Raw genomic sequence first — 23293 nt, forward strand, 5'->3', positions numbered from 1 at the left:
GTTTGTTAGCTCTATAGAACAATAGCTGCTATCCAACCAAAAACCAACAGTGGTAGGTTGAAGTGCAAAAATGTGGGTACAACGGTGTCCCATATGTGATCATGCTGGCCATCGCTATTTAAGCCGGCAGTAGGGCCTAGTGTAGAGTCTGAAGCTGGCGAGCCTGCATCTCCAAGCGCCGCAGATGTTCCAACCAAGGCAACCGTTGCTAACTCGGAGAAACCGAGGGAGAGAGCTAGTGGAACGTATATAGCGGCAATAATGGGAATGGTTGAAAATGACGAACCTATTCCCATAGTAATTAGTAATCCCATTAGCAACAACATTGCAGCGGCAAAAGCTTTGTTATCACCAAGTATACTTTGTGCGCTATTCACTAACTCTGGAACGCCACCTGTTGCCTTCATAACCCCAGCAAAGCCATTTGCAGCGATCATAATGAATCCAATTAAGGCCATCAACTTAACGCCTTCAACAAACAAGTCTTGGCTATTTTGGGGCTTTAAGCCAGACGCGGTGGTGAGCAGAAGGAATCCTGCTAGAGCGCCCATAATGATTGAGTCAGTATAAACGTTTACTGCTAAGGCAACTAATATAATGGCGATGTTTAAAACGGTCTTTATAGGGCTTAGTTGTAATTGGCTTGTGCTTTGCTCTCTAATAGTAGTTGCTGTTTGGTAAGTTCTTGGCTGCCGATAAGAGAAAAGTATTGCTGTAGCTAGTCCTAATACCATTCCCAGCGCTGGGATAGTCATAGCAATGGGTAACTGGCTTTTATCAATAGTTAAACCCGCTGATGAAATGTTGCCATGTAGTAGTTGGTTTAAGAATATGCTGCCAAAGCCATAGGGTAGCCACATATAAGTAGTGACCAAGCCAAAAGTGATACAGCAAGCTATGATTCGGCGGTCAAGATTAAGCTGATTAAATACCGCCAGCAAAGGAGGGATTAAAATTGGGATAAAGGCTATGTGCACTGGCACCAAGTTTTGCGAACTTACCGCCATCAAAATAATAGCGCCAAGCATTAGCCATTTAACTAATGAAAGATGGTTTTCTTTATGAAGTTTAACCGCGCTTACTATTTTGCCGGCGATAATATCCGTTAAGCCACTTCTGGCAATGGCCACTGCAAAAGCACCTAGCAGAGCATAACTTAGGGCAATTTTTGCTCCATCGCCTAAGCCAGCTTCAAAAGCTGCTATGGTTTCAGTTAAGCTGAGATCAGACAAAAGCCCACCAATAATGCCACTTAGCGATAAAGCTAATACAACGTTTACACGCAGTAAACTTAGTATCAGCATTAAGCACACCGACAATACAACTGGATTAACAATCATCGCTTATTGATTCTCATCTTGGTCTGGTGTTGGTAGCGGCCAACCGCCAAGGGTTTTCCACTTGTTAACGATTAGACAAAACAGTTCTGCTGTTTTTTGCGCGTCGTATAGTGCCGAATGAGCTTCTTCATTGCTAAATTCTAAGCCCGCTTCTTTACATGCCTTGGCTAAAACCGTTTGGCCTAAAGCTAGGGCACTTATGCTGGTAGTATCAAAGCTCACAAAAGGGTGGAATGGATTACGCTTTATATTACAACGTTCTACCGCTGCGTTAAAAAATCCCATGTCAAAGGCCGCATTGTGAGCCACCATTACTGCTCGGTTACAACCATGGGCTTTTAATGCCTTACGTATTGGTTTGAACATCTCTTTCAGCGCAAAGTCTTCGCTTACTGCGCCACGCAAAGGGTTATTTGGATCTATCCCGGTAAACTCTAAGGCGGCTTGTTCTAGGTTAGCGCCTTCGAAAGGCTCAACATTAAACTGTATCGTTTCCAGTACATGCAATTCGCCTTGTTGGTTAAAACTTAGCAAAACGGCTGCAATCTCTAATAAGGCATCTGTTTTAGCGTTAAAGCCAGCTGTTTCTATGTCGATAACTACAGGGTAGTAGCCGCGAAATCGACTAGACATTAATTCGGTCGTGAGTTCAGTAATGGTCATAATGTGGGTAAGTAATATTTGAAGCGCGCATTATTACAAAAGCTGCAAAGAATCGCTAATTTGCTTTAAAGATTATCGCTTAGATGCCGATAATTTATGGAGAAGAGAGGATTTCTGCTAATGAAACATTACTTATTGCTGCCTTTGGCATTAAGCGTCATGTCTGCTCATGCAAACGTGCGCAACTATTCAGCATCGTTAGATGACTCAACTTGGGTGGTATCAAACAAAACACCTATTGAATGTAGAATGGATCATTTCATTCCATCTTTTGGTGTTGCGAGTTTCATTAGTCGCTCTTCGAAAAACGTAAATCTAGATTTTTATTTGGATATGTACAAGATTTCAGCGGAGACTCACCAAGTCTCATTACGCAGTGTTCCGCCCCAATGGAAACCCGGCGCAAGCTCTAAGCGTATTAGCGAGTTGTCTTTCTATCAGCAATTCGACGGTTACGTAAATGCTCAACCAGCTTGGCAGATGCTGAGTGAGCTAGAAGACGGTAATGTCCCTACTTTTTACTTTAACGACTGGTACGCTAGCAATAATACAACTGCGGTTGGGATATCCTCGATTAACTTCAAAACTCAATACAACGACTTTTTAAAGTGCGTAGGGCGCTTATTACCTTATTCTTTTGAAGACATCGCTTTTACAGTTTTAACCTACCAATCAAACAGCAATGAGTTAACAGCTCGCTCGAAGAAACGCTTACAGTTAATTGGAGACTACGTTAAGCATGACCCAGAGATAGATGTAGTGTTGGTAGACGCCTATACCGATAGCTACGGCGGAAAGTGGATTAACCAAGAACTCTCAGAAAAGCGCGCTAACATGGTAAGAGACTACTTTAAGTCTGGCGGCTTAGATGAAAGCGTCATTGAAGTATCCGGTCATGGAGAGCGCAAGCATGTTGCTCGTAACGACAATACCATGGGACGAGAGCGAAACCGAAGAGTGGTGATCTCACTAGGTAAAGACTTGTTATAAAGAAAAAAGGTAGAGCAACTAGCTCTACCTTTTTCATTTATCTTTAGAACGGCGCACTTCTGTCACGCACCCCAGAAGGTATACTCCAACGCTCCCTAGCAGAAACTGGATTTTGTTGCTTGCTGGCATACGGCGTTTGCATTTGGTCGCCATATAACCAAAGCACTATGTTAGAACGTTCACCACTTCGTATTGCTTGTGATGCATGCGCAACGTTGCCCCGATGAATCATTGCTGTACCCGGCTCGAAAGAAAGTCTTTTAACACTTCCGGTAATAGGATCATAAAAATCAACTTCTGAGCCAGTAATCTTTTCATCGGACAAGTTCATATTAATATTCATTGTTACCGACGAAGCATCGGTATGAAGCCTCAACGAAGTGTCCATTCCTGCTTGCCACTGAATAGAAAAACCAAATGTTTGGCTGTCATATCCGTATACTTCTGGGAACAACAGGCGTGCGATTGGACGCATATATTTGTCGAGTAGTTTGCGGTAAAACGCCTTAAAGTTGGGGCAGCAAGGTAGCCTTCAGAGCGTTCGTCAAGCATCGCCCCATGTCTATTTAACACGATTCCATAAGGTGGCTTTAAAGGAATGCCTGCTGTAGCTACGCCATCTAGGTAGTGGCGTAATTCAATAAGCTTTCCTGGTTTTAAAAACTGTGCGGTGTATACACCTGGGGCAGCTTCTTGCCACAAATCTTTAACTTGGTTTTCCGTTGATGGGTCATCCCAAGCTGAATTTACTGCGCTTCATCTATTAGAGTTTTACTAGCCTCTAGTAATCCGCCATTGCTAGAGGCTTCCCACTCTTTCCATGCACTAACTAGTAGTTGTTGGTTACTATTCCAGAAGGTGTTCACAGAAGGGGGAACGTGCAAGCATTTCTTGTCTAGAGGGTAGGGTTAAAGCTTGGGCTTGGGCTTGTTCAAGTTCACTGCTTCGGTTTACTGCTGCATTTTTCATTTATGCTCTCCTGATCTTGTAATCGGGAATTCCCGAGTTGCTTGAGAGCAAATCTATTATGTTTAATTACCTAGATAAATGGGCATTCAATTGAATCAGAATTTATTTTTTATTAAGAGTCGTAGCGGACATTGGCGTAAACAGCAGCTTAAGTGGCTCTCCTGAATTATCTAAGAGACTGATATTTAGCCGATATAACTCAGACACTTCATTTAATCGACTTTATCTTTAAACTCACATAAATCTTCAATAATGCATGAGCCGCAACGCGGCTTACGGGCAACGCAAGTATAGCGACCATGCAAAATTAGCCAGTGATGAACATCTACTTTGAATTCTGCAGGTACTACTTTAAGGAGCTTCTGTTCAACTTCAACGACGTTTTTACCCATGGCAAATTTAGTGCGGTTAGAAACGCGATCTATGTGGGTGTCTACAGCTATGGTTGGCCAACCAAAGGCCGTGTTTAACACAACATTGGCAGTTTTTCTGCCCACGCCAGGCAGTGCTTCTAAGGCTTCTCGGCTTTCTGGAACTTCTCCGCCGTGCTGTTCGATTAAAATTTTGCAGGTTTTTATTAAGTTCTCTGCTTTAGAGTTAAACAAGCCAATAGTTTTTATGTAGCTTTTTAGCTCATCTACCCCTAAATCAAAAATAGCTTGAGGCGTATTCGCAACCGGGTAGAGTTTATCGGTTGCTTTGTTTACCGACACGTCAGTGGCTTGTGCTGATAACAACACCGCAGCGAGCAGTTCAAAAGGGCTGGAGAAGTTTAGCTCAGTTGTTGGGTGAGGGTTGTTGTCTCTTAGACGAGTAAGTATTTCTAAACGTTTTTGTTTGTTCATGCGCTTTGAGTACTATCTGAAAGTGGTTCTGCTGATGCTTGTTTGGCTCGAGCTTTGTTATCAATCACATTTTTTAGGGCAATGATAAAACCCATTACCAAAAATGCGCCAGGAGGAAGAATCGCAACTAAAAAGTGCTCGTTAAAATCGACGATTTGAACATATAAGAAGGATGACCATTCGCCCAGCAGCAGCTCAATTCCGTAAAAAAAACTGCCATTTCCTAGCAACTCACGAATGGCGCCAACTACTACTAGCACAAGTCCAAAGCCAAGCCCCATCATTAGCCCGTCAAACGCGGCTGGCTTAACACTGTTACGTGCTGCAAATGCCTCGGCTCTGCCGATTATGATGCAGTTGGTTACAATGAGAGGAATGAATATCCCGAGGTTTTGATACAAGCCATAAGTATAAGCATTCATCAACAATTGAATGCAGGTAACAAAGGAGGCAATCACCATAACAAATACCGGAATGCGGATTTCTTTAGCTACCCATTTACGAATCAGGGATACCGTTGTGTTTGAGGCAATCAGTACCAGCATGGTGGCAACACCCAATCCAAGCGCATTGGTAACCGTAGAGGTAACCGCAAGAAGAGGGCACAAGCCTAGTAACTGAACTAATCCAGGATTGTTTTTCCAAAGGCCTTGCCAAGCTAATTGTTTATATTCGCTCATCAAATATTCCTTTTAACAATCTGTCGCATTGTCATTAATGTTTTGCTGATTTTTGGTGTGGTAAATCAACACGTTTTTAACTGCTTTTACTACTGCGCGCGGTGTAATTGTTGCGCCGGTAAAGGCGTCAAACTGTCCGCCGTCCTTTTTTACTGCCCAACGAGGATCTTTATCATCCATCAAACGTTGCCCGTTAAACTGGTAAATCCAGTCAGACTTTCTAGTTTCTACTTTATCACCTAAACCCGGTGTTTCATTGTGTTGTACAACGCGCACACCACTAATTGTTGAGTCAGCATTTAAGCCTACTAACAGACGAATTTGACCGCTGTATCCATCTGGAGCAATGGTTTGGTAAACATATGCTGCATTTCTTTGGTTTAACTCAATAAGTCGGATGATTTGGTCTTTATCACTACCTAAAAACTGAGGTTCGTTAACGATTAAACACCGTTGCTGATAATCGCTATCCGCTAATTTGTTTGACAAGACCTCATTGGTTGATCTAATCAATTGTGCTTTAACTTGTTGTTCAATTCTTGGCTCTGTAAAGTAATTAACGATGACCACTAACAAGGTGCATGCAAAGGCGAATAAGGCCAACATCGCCGCGTTTTTAGTCATTGATTGGCGCTTAGTTGTCATTACTATTTCCCTCGCCGTAACCATATACTCGGGGCTTGGTGAAGTGATCTATCATAGGCACAGCCATATTAGCGAGTAATACAGCAAAGGCGATTGCGTCTGGGTAGCCGCCATAATTTCGAATAACAAATACCAATAACGCAACCAAGCTTGCGTAAATAATTCTACCTAGGTTACTCGTTGCTGCACTTACCGGGTCGGTCAAAATGAAAAATGCGCCGAGCATGGTTGCACCAGAAAACAGCTGCAGCAGCAATGGAATTGAATGATCAGGGTTTATAGCGGCTGAAAGTAGACTCAATACAAATAAAGTGCCTAAAAAAGCCAAGGGGATATGCCAGCGAATCACCTTTAAGTAGATTAGCGCCAGACCACCTGCTAAGTAGGCTAAATTAATCCATTGCCAACCGATTCCAGCAAAATTGCTGTAAATTTCATGACTTGATATTTCCGTAGATGTGAAACCTAAAGTGAGTTGAGTTTTCATTTCATCAAGAGGAGTCGCGATGGTGTGTCCATCGATGCTGGCAATTTGTTTTATGCTAAAACCATCTACGGTAAAGCCACTAAAAATTAGCGAAAAGCCATCGATGCTAGACAAGCTTTCAACTAACAAGCTTTGTGGGGGCATCCAGCTTGTCATTGTCACTGGAAAAGATACAAGCAACAGCACGTAAGCAGCCATAGCTGGGTTAAAAATATTGTGCCCAAGGCCACCATACAAATGCTTCACTACAACAATCGCAAAGAAAGTACCGATAAGTGCTATCCACCAGGGGGCATAGGCTGGAAGCGCTAATCCAATTAAAATTCCGGTAACTAGAGCGCTGTTGTCACTTAAGGTTGGCCACACTGGGCGCTTACGTAAGATAAGCACCAAGGTTTCACTAAGTACTGCGACAGTAGATGCCAACATTACTTGTATTAAGGTACCTATTCCAAAATGAAAGCTTTGCACTAGCAAACCTGGCAATAGACAAAGAATCACCCAAAACATTAATGTTTTTGTTTTTAAGGGCTTTCTAACGAAAGGAGAACTTTTTAAGTTAGTGCTAATCATTTGTGTCTTTCTCATCGCGCTGTTGTTCTGCGAGTTTTTTGGCTTTAGCGCGAGCAACCGCCGCCACAACCGCGGGGTTAACTTTTTTGGCTGGCTTTTCTGGAGTTGAAAGCGTGTCGGCTTCGGCATCAGTTATATCAGACGTTTTGGCCGTAGCTGAGGCAAGCGCTGCTGTTGTAGCCTCAGCCTTGTTGTCGTTAGCAAGAGCTACTTCAAGGGCTTCGCTATCACTATCGCTAGCTTCTTTTCCTACTGCTTCAGTTTCAGCTAACGCTGCTTTTTTGGCTTTAGCTCTGGCAATCGCTGCGGCAACAGCAGGGTTTGCTGAAGATTTAGCCGCAGGCTTATTCAATTTGTTATCCGCTTGGTCTACGTTTGCCTCCTGGTTAGCTTGTTTTTTAGCTTTCGCTCGGGCTACCGCAGCGGCCACGGCTGGGTTAGTAGTCGCAGAGGGTTCTGATTGTTGTTGAGCTTCGGCTTTCTTCGCTTTAGCCCTAGCGATGGCTGCAGCCACCGCAGGATTACTTGATTTGCTATTTTCGCCTTCAGCAGCAATGGCTTCAGAATTTTGGTTTTGCTGCTTCTTGGCTTTCGCGCGTTCGATAGCCGCTGCAACCGCAGGGTTTTGGCTCGCTTTGGGCTCGCTTATAGACTCACTATTATCGGTTTGTTTTTTGGCTTTAGCACGCGCAATGGCAGCCGCTACTGCTGGATTAGCGCTAGTTTTACTTTCATTGGCTTTTTCTTGAGCTCTTCGCTCAGCTTTACGAGCCTCACGAGCTGCAATGGCTGCTTGGTTATCTGGCACCCATTCGCCGGTTTCATCTTGTTTGGCCGCTGGATTGGCAGCTTGTTTGTTTTTCACTCTTGCTAATGCTGCAGCAACGGGATCAGGTTTATTTTGCTTAGCACTGTCTTCTGCTTGAGCTTGTCGACGTAAAGCTGCTTGTTGATGTTTCGCTTTGCGTTCTAACTTGTCCTTTTCTAAACGCGCTTGGCGAGCATCAAAGCGTTGTTTGGCTATATCTGCTTCTTTTTGTGCAATGTCTTCGCTGCGTATTTTGGCTTTTGCTGTTCGGTAGTGCTGAACCAATGAAATTTCGCTTGGGCAAACAAAGGCGCAGGCTCCACATTCAATGCAGTCCATCATATTGAAGTCACGCGCTTTGTTCAGTTCATCGCCCTTGGCATACCAATACAACTGCTGAGGTAGTAAGCCCATTGGGCAGGCTTGAGCACATTCGCCACAACGAATACATGGTGATTCATTGTCAGCTGCCATTGGATTATTAACAATTAAGCAGTTGGTTGTTTTAACTACTGGAGCTTGGTTGTTAGGCAGCATGAAGCCCATCATTGAGCCGCCCATGATGGTAGGTGCGTTATGTTCACCCTGCAGCTTTTTACTGATCACATCATTTACTGCTGTGCCAATTGGTACCCAGTAATTGCTCGGGCTTGTTACAAGATCACCTGCGAGTGTGACTATTCGGGATATTAGCGGTTCGCCGAGTGTGACTGCGCGATGTACAGCGTAAGCAGTACCTACATTTTGCACCAGCATGCCCAAGTCAATAGGTAGCTGGTTAGCCTTAACTTCTTTTCCAGTAAGTACTTGGATTAGTTGTTTTTCGCCACCAGAAGGGTATTTGGTGGGAATGCTTCGAATGATGATATCTTGCTTACTAGCTGTTTCTAAGGCTTTAATGGCTTTAGGCTTATCATCTTCGACTGCAACAATGGTAAGCGCTGGCTTGAGTACTTTTTGCAGTAAAGCAACACCACCAATAATTTCAGCGGCATAGTTCTGCATCAAACAATCGTCTGCTGATATATAGGGCTCGCATTCGGCTCCGTTTATAATCAGTACATCCAAAGGTTTGTGCGGTGTAATTTTTAAAGCAGTAGGGAAGCCTGCGCCACCCATACCGGATATTCCTGATAAATGAACGCGTTGACAAATGGCTTCAGGGCTTAACTCTTCACCTAGCAGAGGATTTGGCCATTGGGCATCTTGTTGCTCTGCATCTACGCGGATCACAACACTTAATTCGGGAATGGCTGAAGCATGCGCTGATACTCTTGGCTCAATCGCGATGATCTCTCCGGAAAGCGAGGCGTGAACTGGTGGCGCTTGAAAGAACTGAGATTCAGTCAAGGCTTGCCCACGTAATACCTTATCGCCAACTTCTACGAGTAACTTGCCCGCGCTGCCGATGTGTTGCTGAACGGGTATACTTAACTCTTTAGGCAAGTTGATAAGTTCAGGTTTATCACAGTTGATATCCTGTTTATTGGTTTCTGGGTGAACACCGCCTTGGTAGTTCCAAGTAAAACCCTGCTTAATTTTGTCTAACCACGCCACCATCTATTTTTGTTCCTCGATGATTGCGACATCAATTTGGTTCAATTTCCAATCCCAGTTCTTGGTTGTTGTAGGTATCGGGCGCATTTCAATACAGTCGGTTGGGCAGGGGGCTACACAAAGCTCACATCCGGTACACTCTTTAGTAATAACGGTGTGCATGTGTTTATTAGCGCCCATAATGGCATCAACAGGGCAGGCTTGAATACACTTGGTACAACCGATACATGCATCTTCTACGATGTAGGCAACTTTTTTTCGGTCATCTTCTTTAACGGCTGATTCATCCAGAGGGATCGCTTCAACCCCTAGCAATTCTGCTAGTTTTACTACAGTCTCTTCGCCACCTGGTGGGCATTTATTTATAGCTTCACCATTAGCAATGGCTTCGGCATAAGGGCGACAACCAGGGTGACCACATTGACCACACTGTGTTTGTGGCAGCAATGCCTCCACTTGATCGGCAATTGGATTACCTTCAACTTTATACTTGATAGCTGCATAACCCAGTATTCCACCAAAGACTAAGGCTAACAGGGTGATTGCAATGAGTGCTTCTAACATCTAAATATACTACTTAATTAGTCCAGTAAAACCGACAAAGGCTAAAGACATAAGCCCCGCTGTGATCATGGCGATCGCTGCGCCCTTAAACGGTAGTGGTATATCAGCTACCACTAAGCGCTCACGCATTGCTGAGAACAAAATCAACACTAGAGAGAAACCCGCTGCTGCGCCAAAACCATAGATAATTGATTCAAATAGATCATGCTGCTCATTAATGTTTAATAGCGCCACACCTAATACTGCACAGTTAGAGGTGATAAGCGGTAGGTAAATGCCTAATACACGGTGTAGTGCAGGGCTGGCTTTTTGCACAAACATTTCAGTGAACTGAACCACAACAGCAATTACCAAAATAAAACTCATGGTACGCAGATACACTATATCTAGTGGCAACAATATGTATTGTTCTACTAAATAGGAGCTCATTGACGCAAGGGTAAGCACAAAAGTGGTTGCTAGTGCCATGCCTATGGCGGTTTCTACTTTGCTGGACACGCCCATAAATGGGCATAAACCCAAGAACTTAACCAGTACAAAATTGTTAACCAGTACGGTACTGATTAATAACAACAAATATTCAGTCATTTAAATAAGATGCAGCGGAACGAGCCGCTATTATCCTTGTTTGTGGTGCGTATAACAACCGTGACTTCAATGTGGAAAAGGCGCTAAAAATTTGCTGTGAGTTGTGAATCATTTTTGAGCGATTAAATCTACTTTTTACCCCTCGGTTGATCTCGATCATTTGTATTTGCTTTATCCTTAAAATCTCTCGACTACTATATCTAGTGGGATCTAAAATCCTTAACCACAATATATGGATAACCATCACATTGGGCGCATTTTTGAGCAGTTCATTGTTAGAAGCCTTTAGCGGCGCGGGTTCCACAGTTTTTTTATTTAATGAGTGAGTGAAATTGGAGCGTAAATCGTGAAAACAGTCGTGATAAAACGAGACGGAAGCCGTGTACCTTACGACGCAAAGCGGATTGTTGATGCAGTACTTAAAGCAGCAGAAGCTTTAGGCGTTAAGGATAACCTAGTTGCATTACAAATTACCCAAAAAGTAACCGAACAGTTTTTGAACTTACCTGAAGTAGATATCAATGATATCCAATCTTCGGTAGAAAACTACTTGATGGAAAGTGACAATAAAACATTAGCCAGAGCCTACATTGAGTATCGTCACGACCGTGATGTTGCGCGCGAAAAGCGTAGTGTACTGAACGCTGAAATCCGCGGTTTGGTTGAGCAAAGTAACGCAGCGCTATTAAATGAAAATGCTAACAAAGACAGCAAGGTTATCCCAACTCAGCGCGATTTATTAGCGGGCATTGTAGCAAAACACTACGCAAAAACTCACTTACTTCCGCGTGACGTTGTAAAAGCGCACGAAACAGGCGAAATCCATTTTCACGATTTAGATTACGCACCATTTTTCCCAATGTTTAACTGTATGCTTATCGACTTAGAAGGCATGTTAACGGGTGGGTTCAAAATGGGTAACGCTGAAATTGAAACGCCAAAATCAATTTCAACAGCGACTGCCGTAACTGCCCAAATCATCGCTCAGGTTGCCAGTCATATTTATGGTGGCACAACAATTAATCGCATCGATGAGATTTTGTCGCCTTACGTAACTAAAAGCCACGAAAAGCACTTAGCTACTGCCAAAAAATGGCAAATAGCGGATGCCGAAGCTTACGCTAAAGCACAAACAGAAAAAGAATGTCATGATGCATTCCAGTCTTTAGAGTACGAAGTAAACACCCTACACACTGCGAATGGGCAAACACCATTTGTTACTTTTGGTTTTGGTTTAGGTTCTTGCTGGGCTTCGCGACTCATTCAACGTTCAATCCTAGATAATCGTATTGCTGGGTTAGGCAAAAATGCAAAAACAGCGGTGTTTCCTAAACTGGTATTTGCAATTAAAGATGGCTTAAACCATAAGAAAACCGACCCAAGCTACGATATTAAGCAGTTGGCTTTGGAATGTGCTTCTAAACGCATGTATCCGGATATCCTAAACTACGACAAAGTTGTCGAAGTAACGGGCTCATTTAAAACCCCAATGGGTTGTCGTAGTTTCTTAGGTCACTACCAAGAAGAAGGTAAAGACATTCACGATGGTCGCAATAACCTTGGTGTGGTCAGCTTAAACCTACCGCGCATCGCCATCGAGGCCAAAGGTGATGAACAACGCTTCTTCGAACTACTCGATCAACGCTTAAGTGTTGCTAAACATGGTTTAGACAGCCGTATTTCTCGCCTAAAAGGTGTGAAAGCTAAGGTTGCTCCTATCCTATATATGGAAGGCGCTTGTGGTGTGCGTTTAAATGCCGAAGACGATGTATCTAAAATCTTCGAAAATGGTCGTGCGTCAATTTCTTTAGGCTATATCGGTTTGCATGAGACAGTGAACGCGCTATACGGAAATAGTGACCACGTTTACGATAATAAACAGCTACAACAAAAAGCTATCGGCATTGTTACTGCACTAAAACAAGCCACTTTACGGTGGGAAAAAGAAAGTGGTTATGCCTTTAGTTTATACAGTACTCCAAGTGAAAACCTATGTGATCGCTTCTGTCGCTTAGACGCCAAAAAATTTGGTGTAATAGAAGGCGTAACCGATAAAGGTTACTACACCAATAGCTTCCACTTAGATGTAGAAAAGAAGGTAAACCCCTTCGACAAAATAGATTTTGAACAGCCTTATCCTTCGGTAACCAGTGGCGGCTTTATTTGTTACGGAGAATATCCGAACATGCAGCACAATACTGAAGCCTTAGAAGATGTTTGGGATTACAGCTATAGTCGTGTTCCGTATTACGGCACTAATACGCCTATTGATGAATGTTACGAATGTGACTTTACTGGTGAGTTTAACTGCACCAGTAAAGGCTTTGAGTGTCCTTCTTGTGGCAATACCGAGTCGAGTAAGGTGTCTGTTACTCGTCGAGTATGTGGCTATTTAGGTAGCCCCGATGCAAGGCCATTTAACTATGGCAAACAAGAAGAAGTTAAGCGCCGAGTGAAACACCTGTAAATGAACTATTTGAGTTACCATTCAATAGATGTAGTTAACGGACAAGGTACACGCTGTACCTTGTTTGTGGCTGGCTGTGAGCACCAATGTCGCGGTTGTTATAACCAAAAATCTTGGCGCTGTGATTCAGGCCACCCCTATACTGATGACTTAGAACAACAGATTATCAATGATTTGAATGATACTAGGATTCGACGTAAAGGCCTTAGCTTAAGTGGTGGGGATCCGCTGCATCCAAATAATCTAGATGCTGTACAACGATTGGTAGAGCGAGTTAGAAAAGAGTGTGCAGGCAAAGATATTTGGATGTGGACGGGTTACCAACTAGAAGAACTAAATCAGCAACAGCAGGCAATTGTTAAGCAAGTAGATACCTTAATTGATGGTAAATTTGAGCAAGAGTTAGCCGATCCCAAATTACAATGGCGTGGCAGTAGCAACCAAATCATCCACTGCCAACCCCTTCAGTAGTTAAGCAATAAGCTCAGGGCGAGATATTAAGTAGCCTTGCAAGCTATCCACATACATTGATTCAAGTAGCTGTTTTTGCTCTAAGGTTTCAACACCTTGAGCAATTACTTGGCAACCTAAGCGATGAGAAACTTCTACCAGCATGCTTACGAATTGCTGATTGGCTTTATCACTTTCTAGCGCTTGTACTAAATCACTACTGATTTTCACGTAGTTAGGTTTTAGTTCTTTAAAGAGTTTAAACGACCCAATACCATTGCCAAAATCAGAAATCGCAGTATGGCAACTGTTTCGGCGTAGCACTTCAAACAATTTTCTGGCGTTGCTTAAGTGCATATCTAATATTTCTTCTTCTAACTCAAAAACGACCCGAGATTTTAAATTAGGGTAGGTGAGTAATTGTTGGGTTAGCCAAGAGCAAAAATCTGGGTCGGTTAAGATTAGTTTACTTAGATTTATTCCCCAGCGGTATTCAGCGTTTTGGCTAGAGATAGTATGCAGAATGTACCCAATAGTTGCTTTTTCAAGCTCTAAAATCATGCCCAAGCGTTGTGCCATTACTATGGTAGTTTCTGTTGGAAGCTGCTGATTACTGTCGCTGAGAAAGCGAATAAACACTTCATGGTATGCCGGCATGGTGCGATGCAATGACTGGATGGCTTGCGAAGCTAAGCGGAAGTTATTTTTGTTTATGAGTGAACTAATGGTTGAGTGCCACTGTAGTTCACTACTTTCTAATGTTTCGTCATCTTCGAGTACAATTTCCCAGCCATTGGGAGATAGGCTTTGGGCAATAGCTAAAGCAGCATCAGCGCGAGCGATAACTCGTTCTATAGAGTCACCGGCTTTAAGCTCTGTTACGCCTGTGTAAGCGGCACTTTGCATTTGTTTACCGTTACTGTATTCGTTTAATGAGCTCTTTAAAGATTGCGCTACTTGGCTGACTCTACTGGCAGGAAACTTTGGTAATACCAGTGCAAACTCAGCTCCCAAAAGTCTGAATAAAGAGCTTGATGAATAGTCTTTACGGTTGATATCGATGATCTTAGCGATATCTCTAATGTAGTCATCACCCGCTTGGTGGCCACGCGCTTTGTTTATTTCTTCAAGTTGCGAGGCTCTTACAAGAAACAAGACCGTATCTGTCGGTGTTGTTTTTAACATTTCATGCATTTTTTGACGGAAAGAGTGTCGATTAAATTGACCGGTTAGTGGGTCTAAGGCAACTTGCTTTTCAAGTTGTTGAATGGCGTGTTTTTGTTGGCGAATTTGCTGAGTAAACTGCTGTTTTTGATCTTTGATTAACTCGCCTACCACTCCAAGTACTGGCTTTTCATCAACTAAGCGATCGGCGTTTACTAATTTTTTCAGTTTGCTCTTAACACGTGACATAGCCCGTATATATAGAAGACTGGTAAGCAAATAGCCCATTGCACATAGCGCGGCTATGGTGAGATACAAACGCAAATAGCCGTCGCTGACAAACTCGAATGACGGTTTAAAGTTTACTTGGAACTTATCTACTCCAAGGGTTTGCATTACTGTTTTACTAGGTTCGGCTAAGTCAACTAACCAATGTTGAGTCGCACCTACCAGGGCCAAAGTATTATCAACTGCTAACTGAGTAGATATAAAGCTAAGTTGGTGTTGGTCGCGTAAAGTCGCTAAATATTCTTGATTGAGTTGGCCAACTTCAGTCAATTGCAATGAGAGTAGGGTATTTATCTGTTGGTTCTCACGTGCTAAATCCAGTTTAAACAACTGTACATGAACGCCCACCAGCGCAATCCATAGCGCGATAAACAAAAAAGCATTTACAACAAAAAATGTTCTAAGCCCTTTCATATCCTACCTGTTTAATAAATCAGCAATCTCTTACAATAATACATGCAAACTTTAGACTTATCTATCAGATGCTTAGGATCAAGCGATATATTTTACCGATTAATAATTTTCGAAAAGAGGATAACAGCAAGCGACGAGAAAATGTGGCTCCCCAGGTTGGGTTTGAACCAACGACACATGGATTAACAGTCCACCGCTCTACCAACTGAGCTACTGGGGAATAATAAGGTTTACTAGATAAAAGGAGTGGCTCCCCAAGTTGGGCTTGAACCAACGACACATGGATTAACAGTCCACCGCTCTACCAACTGAGCTATTGGGGAATCGTAAGGTATATCTAGTTTTATATGATTGGCTCCCCAAGTTGGGCTTGAACCAACGACACATGGATTAACAGTCCACCGCTCTACCAACTGAGCTATTGGGGAATCATATAAGGTATTGACCTATTGTTATCAAGATTGGCTCCCCAAGTTGGGCTTGAACCAACGACACATGGATTAACAGTCCACCGCTCTACCAACTGAGCTATTGGGGAATCTTGATTTCGACTTAGCAAAGGAGATTTGGCTCCCCAAGTTGGGCTTGAACCAACGACACATGGATTAACAGTCCACCGCTCTACCAACTGAGCTATTGGGGAATCGCTTTGCTTAAGTGCGGGGCGCATAGTAATAATTGCCCCTATAAGTGTCAACTAATTCTACGTCAAAAATGACAATTTCTGTTTGTTTGCTCAACTTACATCCAGTTGTTGCAAACTACAGATCGAAACTTGCTCAGCTGGTATAAAAAATGCGCAGATAGTTAAGAATCATAAAAACACATTTATTTATAGCTAAGGATGATTGCGGGAAAATTATACACATATTGTAAAAGCCTTTGGTGCTGGTAGCTAGCGAGACTTATCCACTGATTTTGTGGATAACTGTGTGCATTAAAAGTCGTTTAAGCGCTACAGCCCAATGGTTGTCTAGTATAGGCGTAAATTTGATCTACATCGGTTTTTGTATTAAATATCGTATATTCAATAACTTAACTAAATATTGGTATAAAAGCTCAATTTTTAACCTGCGAAAAAAGTTGTTGCTTTTACAAAATATTTGTTGTGCATTACTTTTCGTTACAATCATCTTACTGTGCACAATTTAGGGTTATCTGCTATCGATTTTCTGTTGGCGATATTCTCTGCTAAACAATGCTAATTTTCTGTAGAAGACTAATACGCCTTTTTGTTCTGTGTTGGTTTTGCGTAGAATAAGTGGATGATAAAACTTTCTAATAATTGGTAGTAGAGAAGTGAAAAAACCATTTGAGCTAGTATCTGATTACAAACCAGCTGGTGATCAACCCACAGCAATCTCCAGCTTGCTTGAAGGATTAGAAGACGGGTTAGCTCATCAAACTCTGTTAGGGGTTACCGGTTCCGGTAAAACATTTACTGTTGCGAATGTTGTTGCAGAGCTAAATCGACCTACTATTGTGTTGGCGCCTAACAAAACCTTGGCTGCTCAACTATATAGTGAAATGAAGGAGTTCTTTCCTAATAACGCAGTAGAGTTTTTTGTTTCTTACTATGACTACTATCAACCAGAAGCGTATGTGCCTACTACCGATACCTTCATTGAGAAAGACGCATCAGTTAACTCCCACATCGAACAAATGCGCCTATCCGCGACTAAAGCCTTATTAGAGCGACGTGACGTTGTATTGGTTGCCTCTGTGTCGGCTATATACGGCTTAGGTGATCCACAGTCTTATTTACAAATGATGTTGCACTTAAGTGTTGGCGACATGATTGACCAACGCGCCATTTTACGTCGCTTAGCCGAATTACAATATTCCCGTAACGATGCAGCTTTTCAACGTTCAACCTTTAGAGTGCGCGGAGACGTTATTGATGTATTCCCCGCTGAGTCTGATAAGAATGCGGTGCGCATTGAGTTATTTGATGGGGAAGTGGAGCGGCTTAGCAGCTTTGATCCATTAACTGGGGCTGAAGAAGCCGTAATGGCTAGGGTAACCATTTTCCCTAAAACTCACTACGTCACACCTCGTGAAACAATTCTAAATGCTATCTCTTCTATAAAAGAAGAGTTAAACGAGCGTAAGAAACAGTTGTTAGATGCCAACAAGTTAATTGAAGAGCAGCGAATTTCACAACGTACCTTGTTCGATATAGAAATGATGAATGAGCTGGGATATTGCTCTGGCATTGAAAACTATTCACGCTATCTGTCTACTCGCGCACCTGGCGAGCCACCACCAACATTATTGGACTACTTGCCAGCTGACGGCATCCTGATCATTGACGAGTCTCACGTGACGGTTCCGCAAATAGGTGCGATGTATAAGGGTGACCGTTCACGTAAAGAAAACTTGGTAAATTATGGTTTTCGTTTGCCATCGGCTTTAGATAACAGACCGCTAAAGTTTGAAGAGTTTGAGCAAATTGCACCACAAACAATTTTTGTGTCGGCAACGCCAAGTAATTATGAGCTAGAAAAAACCAATCAAGAATTTGTTGAACAAGTTGTTAGACCCACCGGTTTACTCGATCCTGAAATAGAAGTTCGCCCAGTAAATACTCAGGTCGACGACTTACTCTCTGAGATTCGCTTGCGTACTGCCATTGATGAACGAGTGCTGGTAACCACACTAACAAAAAGAATGGCAGAAGATCTGAGTGAGTACTTAACAGAGCATCAGGTAAAAGTGCGTTACTTGCACTCAGATATCGATACCGTAGAACGGGTGGAGATCATCCGTGATTTACGCATGGGAGTATTTGATGTACTGGTCGGTATTAACTTGCTTCGAGAAGGCCTAGACATGCCTGAGGTATCGCTAGTCGCCATTTTAGATGCCGACAAAGAAGGTTTTCTTCGCTCGGAGCGTTCTTTAATCCAAACTATTGGTCGTGCAGCTCGTCACCCTCAAGGTAAAGCTATTCTTTACGGCGACAAGATTACTGGTTCGATGGAACGGGCGATAGGGGAGACCAACCGTCGTAGAGAGATCCAACACCAGTTTAATCTTGATAACGGGATTGTACCGAAAAAGCTAAACAAAAAAGTCGTGGATATTAGTAACTTTGGCAAAAGCAAAGTGCTTCAAGCTGCTGAACCTAAAGCTAAGTATGCAGCACTTACGCCAGAAATCATGCTGAAGAATATTGCCCAATTAGAAAAGCAAATGATCAATCATGCCAAAGAACTGGAATTTGAGCAGGCTGCCGCGGTGCGTGATGAAATCAACGAACTACAAGAACAACTAGTGAAAATGAGCTAGCTAAAAAAAGAACAAAAAAAGCCGCTGTAAATACAGCGGCTTTTTTAATGAAACCGTATTAGTTTGCAGCAGTGATAATCGCGCCAAACTCTTCAGCCATTAGAGAAGCACCGCCAACTAGCGCGCCATCAATGTCAGCTTGAGAGAAAAGTTCTTTAGCTGTAGCTGCTTTAACACTGCCACCGTAAAGAATTTGTACTTTTTCAGCAACAGTTGCACTTTGTGCAGCTAACCAACCACGGATGTGAGCGTGAATAGCTTGCGCTTGCTCAGAAGTAGCAGATTTACCAGTACCGATAGCCCAAACTGGCTCGTATGCGATAACAGCATTTTCTAGTGCTTCAACACCACAAAGATCGATAACAGCTTTAAGTTGAGTTTCAACTACAGCTTCAGTTTTACCTGCTTCGTTCTCTTCTAGTGTTTCACCAATACATAGTACTGGTACTAGTTGGTTTTCTTGAATTGCTTTGAACTTAGCAGCTACAACAGCATCAGTTTCGTTGTGGTACTGACGACGCTCACTGTGGCCAACTAGGTTGTAAGTACAACCGAATTCTTTCAACATTACTGGAGAGTTTTCACCAGTAAATGCACCTGAAGTGTTTACGCTTGCATCTTGTGCACCGTAAGCAATAGGAGCATCACCCACTAAGGCTTCAACTTGACCTAAGAATACTACTGGTGGGCAAATTGCGGTTTGCACGTTAGTAGCTGCTTTAGCTGGTTCGATTAAGCCATTTACTAATGCGGTAACAGAATCTTTAGTACCGTTTAGTTTCCAGTTACCCATTACTAGAGGTGTTCTCATTGTGCGTCTCTCCTTTAAATAAACTGGCTCGATTATAGTGAATAAATTACAAAAACGTAGTGTTTAAAGAAAATTATCTCTCTAAAACTGTAAATAGCTGATCTAAAACAAACGATTAAGAAAAATAAGTACGTAATTTTTGCCACCAAATACCCAGTTTTTCATGCCACAACGCGTCATATCGGTGGATAAAGCGAGCATCGGGCAAAAACTCATAAAGCCGTTGTTCTCCCTGAACTTCTTTGCCTAAATAGTCGGTAGGTACAGGGCTGATATTACTTGAGTACTTATTAAAGTGCTGTAAAGCCCGTTTCATGTGGGTTGCACTTGTCACTAATGCAGTAGGACGCTGTCCTATATATGTAGCGATGACTGCCGCCTCCTGCTCAGTATCTTTGGCTTTTGGAATAGTAATAATATTGGCTGGCGGAATATTGGCTTGCCGAGCCACTTTCTCCATCAGCTCGGCATTGCTGTTGGGATCGCTACCACCGTAGCCAGAAACGATTAAACGGCTTTGCGGATTAACCAAACTTAACTCAATACCTTTTGTGATTCGCGCAAACGAAGAGCGGCTAAGCTGTTCAGTAGGCGAAAGCATTGGATCACTGATATGACCACCACCTAATACCACGACAAAATCGAAGCTATCAACAAGCTGGTTTGGTGCCAGCAACTCCCGCTCGTTTTCTAGTAACTGTTGATTTACCCACCAAGGGTTGCTGGTCACCAACAATATGGCTAAAGCTGGGACTAAAGTTGCGGCAGCGCGGTAGGGGCGTTTTGTTATGCCAAAATAAAAAGAGAGCAACAAAAAGAACAACGAAATGTTAAGCGGCATAAGTAGCGAGCCTAACCATTTTTTTACGATAAAACCTAAACTTAAATCCATATAGTGGTTTCTCTCATAAGCCTTATAGGCATCTTAATTGATTGCACTCGTCGGTGGAATCTCAGACCTCAAAAATTACCAAAAATAGCGGCTTAAGCCAAATTAATGCGTTAAATCAAAATTTTCCCGATATTTTTTTCTGTCACTAAAGACAGGTTTAGCGACTTAAGGTAATCTTCGCACAATACAGGTATGTAATTAGCAGTGAGGAAAATATGTTTGAGCGCGTATCCGCAGCCCCCGCAGATCCAATCTTAGGGTTAACAGAAGCTTTTAAAGCTGACGACCGTCCCAATAAAATCAATCTTGGTGTTGGTATATACAAGAATGAAGCAGGTCAAACCCCGGTTTTAGCTACCGTTAAAATCGCCGAAAAGCGACTTTTAGAAAACGAAGCCACCAAATCTTACCTTAGCATTGAAGGTAATCCAGCTTACGGCAAAGAAGTTCAAAAATTGCTGTTCGGCGCAGACAGTGAAATCGTAGCTAGCCAACGCGGATTTACCGCTCAATCTCCTGGTGGAACAGGTGCTCTTCATAACGCAGCTGAATTTGCTTACAACCATTTGGGTGTGCGTACAGTTTGGGTAAGCAATCCAACCTGGGCCAATCACGGCAACATCTTTAAAGCGCTTGGTTTAGAAGTCAAAGCATACGACTACTACAACGCTGAAACTAAAGATCTCGACTTTGATGCAATGTTGACGTCATTAGAGCAAGTAGCAGAAGGCGAGTTGGTGCTGTTCCACGGTTGTTGTCATAACCCAACGGGTATTGATCCAACTCAAGCACAATGGGAACAATTAGCTAGCTTAACGGCTGCTAAGAAAGCTCTTCCTTTATTCGACTTTGCTTACCAAGGTTTTGCTACAGGCGTTGAAGAAGATGCCGCAGGCCTACGCATTTTTGCTAAGCAAATTAAAGAGCTGCTTGTTGCGAGCTCTTTCTCTAAAAACTTTGGTTTATACAACGAGCGAGTTGGTGCATTTACCTTAGTTGCTACAGATAAAGAACAAGGCGCCACTGCATTTAGTCAAGTTAAAGCCGGTATTCGTGCAAACTACTCAAACCCACCTTCACACGGTGCTGCAGTGGTAACAACTATTCTGCAAGATGCTGAGTTAAAAGCACAGTGGGTTGCTGAAGTGGCTGAAATGCGTGAGCGTATTAAAGAAATGCGCGACTTGTTCGTAGCAACGTTAGCCGCTAAAGGCGCAACTGGCGATTACAGCTTTATTCAACGTCAAAACGGCATGTTCTCGTTCTCTGGTTTAAGCAAAGAGCAAGTACAAATCTTAAAAGAACAACACGGTGTGTACATCGTAGGTTCTGGCCGTATCAGCGTAGCGGGCATGACTAAAGACAACATGGAAGCGCTTTGTGCAGCTATTGCTGCAGTAGTTTAAGCACTCTTAGATATAAGAAGGGGTTAAACGTTTATCGTTTAACCCCTTCTTATTTGGCTTTCTGGTTTATCACTTAACCAACAACGATATTCCTACCTTTGTTCTTCGCCTTATAAAGCGCGTTGTCCGCTTCTTTAATGACTTCCTCGGCGCTAGCGTGACGACTCGCTTTCTCGGCTACCCCAATACTTACCGTAATTTGAACAGTGTTTTTAGGTTTAGCTTCTTCGTTCCGCGTGGTTTTATCACCCTTTTCGCGGCTGGTTTTATCCCTAATTGCAAAGGGAGTTTCAGAAATAATGTCGCGAATGTCATCCAAAAAGGCGATAGCATGATCAAGCTTTTTGCCTCTAAATAGTACCGTGAATTCTTCGCCGCCGTAGCGGAAAACTTGGCCGCCGCCTTCAATCTGATCAAGTTTAGATGCCACCATGGCTAACACATCATCTCCAACGTCATGACCATAGGTGTCGTTAAACTTTTTAAAATGATCAATGTCTACCATCGCTAAACTGTAGTTTTTAGACATGCCTGCAAGTTTTTCAAAAAGCATTCTTCTGCCAAGTAATCCGGTTAACTCATCACGATATGCCAACTCATGAGAGGCTCTAAAACCGGCATAAAGCATGATCAGCATAGAAGCGGTGAAAAACACTGAGGAGATAGCTTCACGGTCCAAAAACATCAGCGGGAATAAACTGGCTACAAAACTAAAAAATAAGCCAATGGTTAAGCTGGTAGATTTATACGCCCAGCGAAAAAAGGCAGCGACGATACAAATAGCCGACAAGCCCAGTGCTGCTAAGCTCATTACTAAACCTTCTCTAGGTCTAGGCTCAAACCATTCGGTAATAAACTCTGCGGTGTCGGCAACAAAAAAGTTTAGCGCTAGCGTAATACCGGCCATTTGTACTAACAAAAATCCATAAATCGTTAGAGCTCGAGGCGTGGTACTGCCATTTTCATTAATAAACTGGTTCAGCACTAAGTTGACAGGGATGAACAAACACACAGCGGTATAAGCAAACTGTGCTTGCGGAATAGTCAAAGGTTGCTGCAAGTAAGTGGCGATAAGCCAATAGCTAAAGGTGTTTACAATCACCACTACAATAAGTTGTCGGCGATTAAATTGCAGCGCTAACATTGCGGTAATTGCTGCTAAACCGTAAGGCATCCAATAAATAATATCTTGAGTATTCGCCGATAAAGATGAATGCCAAATAAGCAATGCACTCGCTATCGATAAGATGATTACTGGAGGCAGTATGTTTTGGCTTGTAAGTCTACTTTCCATAGATTTCAAGTGATTGAGTTTGAATCGATTTTATCGAACTATTACTTGTTTTTGAATCAATAACGAAGCAATAACGCGCTTAGCCTCTAAGTTTTCTTCAGCAACTG

18 protein-coding genes, 5 tRNA genes and 1 pseudogene are annotated in these 23293 nt (G+C 42.7%); 5 read left to right on the forward strand and 19 right to left on the reverse strand.

What is annotated here, in order from left to right; all coding sequences use genetic code 11:
• Positions 1-11 precede the first annotated feature (11 nt).
• Together K5609_RS10605 and rnt are read right to left on the reverse strand one after the other, a co-directional pair.
• Positions 12-1340: a Na+/H+ antiporter family protein gene (locus K5609_RS10605; RefSeq protein WP_221077114.1), complete on the reverse strand. Its 1329-nt coding sequence runs from the start codon at positions 1338-1340 to the stop codon at positions 12-14.
• Positions 1341-1343: 3 nt separating this feature from the next.
• Positions 1344-2003, reverse strand: coding sequence for a ribonuclease T (gene rnt, locus K5609_RS10610; protein ID WP_221077115.1), 660 nt, complete (start codon positions 2001-2003; stop codon positions 1344-1346).
• A 120-nt stretch (positions 2004-2123) separates the two neighbouring features.
• On the opposite strand from rnt, the gene K5609_RS10615 reads away from it, so the two are divergent.
• Complete coding sequence (locus K5609_RS10615; RefSeq protein ID WP_221077116.1) at positions 2124-2993, forward strand: flagellar protein MotY; 870 nt, start codon at positions 2124-2126, stop codon at positions 2991-2993.
• Positions 2994-3036: 43 nt separating this feature from the next.
• Here the strand turns inward: K5609_RS10615 and K5609_RS21910 are convergent.
• The 8 genes and pseudogenes from K5609_RS21910 to rsxA form a co-directional block, all read right to left on the reverse strand.
• Positions 3037-3962, reverse strand: a pseudogene (locus K5609_RS21910) (2OG-Fe(II) oxygenase).
• A gap of 212 nt (positions 3963-4174) precedes the next feature.
• Positions 4175-4807 (reverse strand): endonuclease III, encoded by a 633-nt coding sequence (gene nth, locus K5609_RS10625; RefSeq protein WP_221077117.1) that lies wholly within the window; start codon positions 4805-4807, stop codon positions 4175-4177.
• On the reverse strand, positions 4804-5487 hold the full coding sequence (locus K5609_RS10630; protein WP_221077118.1) for an electron transport complex subunit E: 684 nt from the start codon (positions 5485-5487) through the stop codon (positions 4804-4806). Before K5609_RS10630 ends, nth begins: the two co-directional genes overlap by 4 nt.
• Positions 5488-5499: 12 nt before the next feature.
• Complete coding sequence (rsxG, locus tag K5609_RS10635; RefSeq protein WP_221077119.1) at positions 5500-6132, reverse strand: electron transport complex subunit RsxG; 633 nt, start codon at positions 6130-6132, stop codon at positions 5500-5502.
• Entirely contained in the window at positions 6122-7189 is a 1068-nt protein-coding gene (rsxD, locus tag K5609_RS10640; protein ID WP_221077248.1) for an electron transport complex subunit RsxD, read from the reverse strand. The genes rsxG and rsxD overlap by 11 nt, the downstream gene beginning before the upstream one ends.
• Positions 7185-9560: an electron transport complex subunit RsxC gene (rsxC, locus tag K5609_RS10645; protein WP_221077120.1), complete on the reverse strand. Its 2376-nt coding sequence runs from the start codon at positions 9558-9560 to the stop codon at positions 7185-7187. The genes rsxD and rsxC overlap by 5 nt, the downstream gene beginning before the upstream one ends.
• On the reverse strand, positions 9561-10121 hold the full coding sequence (gene rsxB / locus K5609_RS10650; protein WP_016401450.1) for an electron transport complex subunit RsxB: 561 nt from the start codon (positions 10119-10121) through the stop codon (positions 9561-9563).
• A 9-nt stretch (positions 10122-10130) separates the two neighbouring features.
• Positions 10131-10709 carry an electron transport complex subunit RsxA gene (gene rsxA, locus K5609_RS10655; protein ID WP_016401451.1) on the reverse strand — a complete coding sequence of 193 codons (579 nt, stop codon included), beginning with the start codon at positions 10707-10709 and terminating at the stop codon, positions 10131-10133.
• 346 nt (positions 10710-11055) lie between these two features.
• Here rsxA and nrdD point away from each other — a divergent pair, with 346 nt between their 5' ends.
• Positions 11056-13176, forward strand: a complete 2121-nt coding sequence (nrdD, locus tag K5609_RS10660) for an anaerobic ribonucleoside-triphosphate reductase (RefSeq protein WP_221077121.1) — start codon at positions 11056-11058, stop codon at positions 13174-13176.
• Positions 13177-13647 carry an anaerobic ribonucleoside-triphosphate reductase-activating protein gene (gene nrdG, locus K5609_RS10665; RefSeq protein ID WP_221077122.1) on the forward strand — a complete coding sequence of 157 codons (471 nt, stop codon included), beginning with the start codon at positions 13177-13179 and terminating at the stop codon, positions 13645-13647.
• Here nrdG and K5609_RS10670 read toward each other — a convergent pair whose 3' ends face one another.
• The 6 genes from K5609_RS10670 to K5609_RS10695 all read right to left on the reverse strand — a co-directional run bounded on the left by K5609_RS10670 (position 13648) and on the right by K5609_RS10695 (position 16135).
• Positions 13648-15492, reverse strand: a complete 1845-nt coding sequence (locus K5609_RS10670) for an EAL domain-containing protein (protein ID WP_221077123.1) — start codon at positions 15490-15492, stop codon at positions 13648-13650. It lies immediately after the preceding gene.
• A 144-nt stretch (positions 15493-15636) separates the two neighbouring features.
• Positions 15637-15712, reverse strand: a tRNA-Asn gene (locus K5609_RS10675).
• 27 nt (positions 15713-15739) lie between these two features.
• Positions 15740-15815: transfer RNA gene (locus K5609_RS10680), tRNA-Asn, on the reverse strand.
• 29 nt (positions 15816-15844) lie between these two features.
• Positions 15845-15920, reverse strand: a tRNA-Asn gene (locus K5609_RS10685).
• Between the two features lie 34 nt (positions 15921-15954).
• Positions 15955-16030: transfer RNA gene (locus K5609_RS10690), tRNA-Asn, on the reverse strand.
• A gap of 29 nt (positions 16031-16059) precedes the next feature.
• Positions 16060-16135, reverse strand: a tRNA-Asn gene (locus K5609_RS10695).
• A gap of 656 nt (positions 16136-16791) precedes the next feature.
• Between K5609_RS10695 and uvrB the strand changes: the two genes are divergently transcribed.
• A complete protein-coding gene (uvrB, locus tag K5609_RS10700; RefSeq protein ID WP_221077124.1) occupies positions 16792-18783 on the forward strand; it encodes an excinuclease ABC subunit UvrB in 1992 nt (663 codons plus the stop codon).
• 58 nt (positions 18784-18841) lie between these two features.
• Here uvrB and tpiA read toward each other — a convergent pair whose 3' ends face one another.
• The gene (gene tpiA / locus K5609_RS10705) at positions 18842-19594 is read right to left on the reverse strand and encodes a triose-phosphate isomerase (RefSeq protein WP_221077125.1); all 753 of its coding nucleotides are present in this window, start codon (positions 19592-19594) and stop codon (positions 18842-18844) included.
• A gap of 115 nt (positions 19595-19709) precedes the next feature.
• Complete coding sequence (locus K5609_RS10710) at positions 19710-20486, reverse strand: ElyC/SanA/YdcF family protein (protein ID WP_221077126.1); 777 nt, start codon at positions 20484-20486, stop codon at positions 19710-19712.
• Positions 20487-20701: 215 nt separating this feature from the next.
• Between K5609_RS10710 and K5609_RS10715 the strand changes: the two genes are divergently transcribed.
• On the forward strand, positions 20702-21892 hold the full coding sequence (locus K5609_RS10715; RefSeq protein ID WP_221077127.1) for an amino acid aminotransferase: 1191 nt from the start codon (positions 20702-20704) through the stop codon (positions 21890-21892).
• 73 nt (positions 21893-21965) lie between these two features.
• Here the strand turns inward: K5609_RS10715 and K5609_RS10720 are convergent, their stop codons facing one another.
• Positions 21966-23186: a GGDEF domain-containing protein gene (locus K5609_RS10720; protein ID WP_221077128.1), complete on the reverse strand. Its 1221-nt coding sequence runs from the start codon at positions 23184-23186 to the stop codon at positions 21966-21968.
• Between the last annotated feature and the right edge of the window lie 107 nt (positions 23187-23293).

Source organism: Agarivorans aestuarii (genome assembly GCF_019670125.1).
Lineage (GTDB): Bacteria > Pseudomonadota > Gammaproteobacteria > Enterobacterales > Celerinatantimonadaceae > Agarivorans > Agarivorans aestuarii.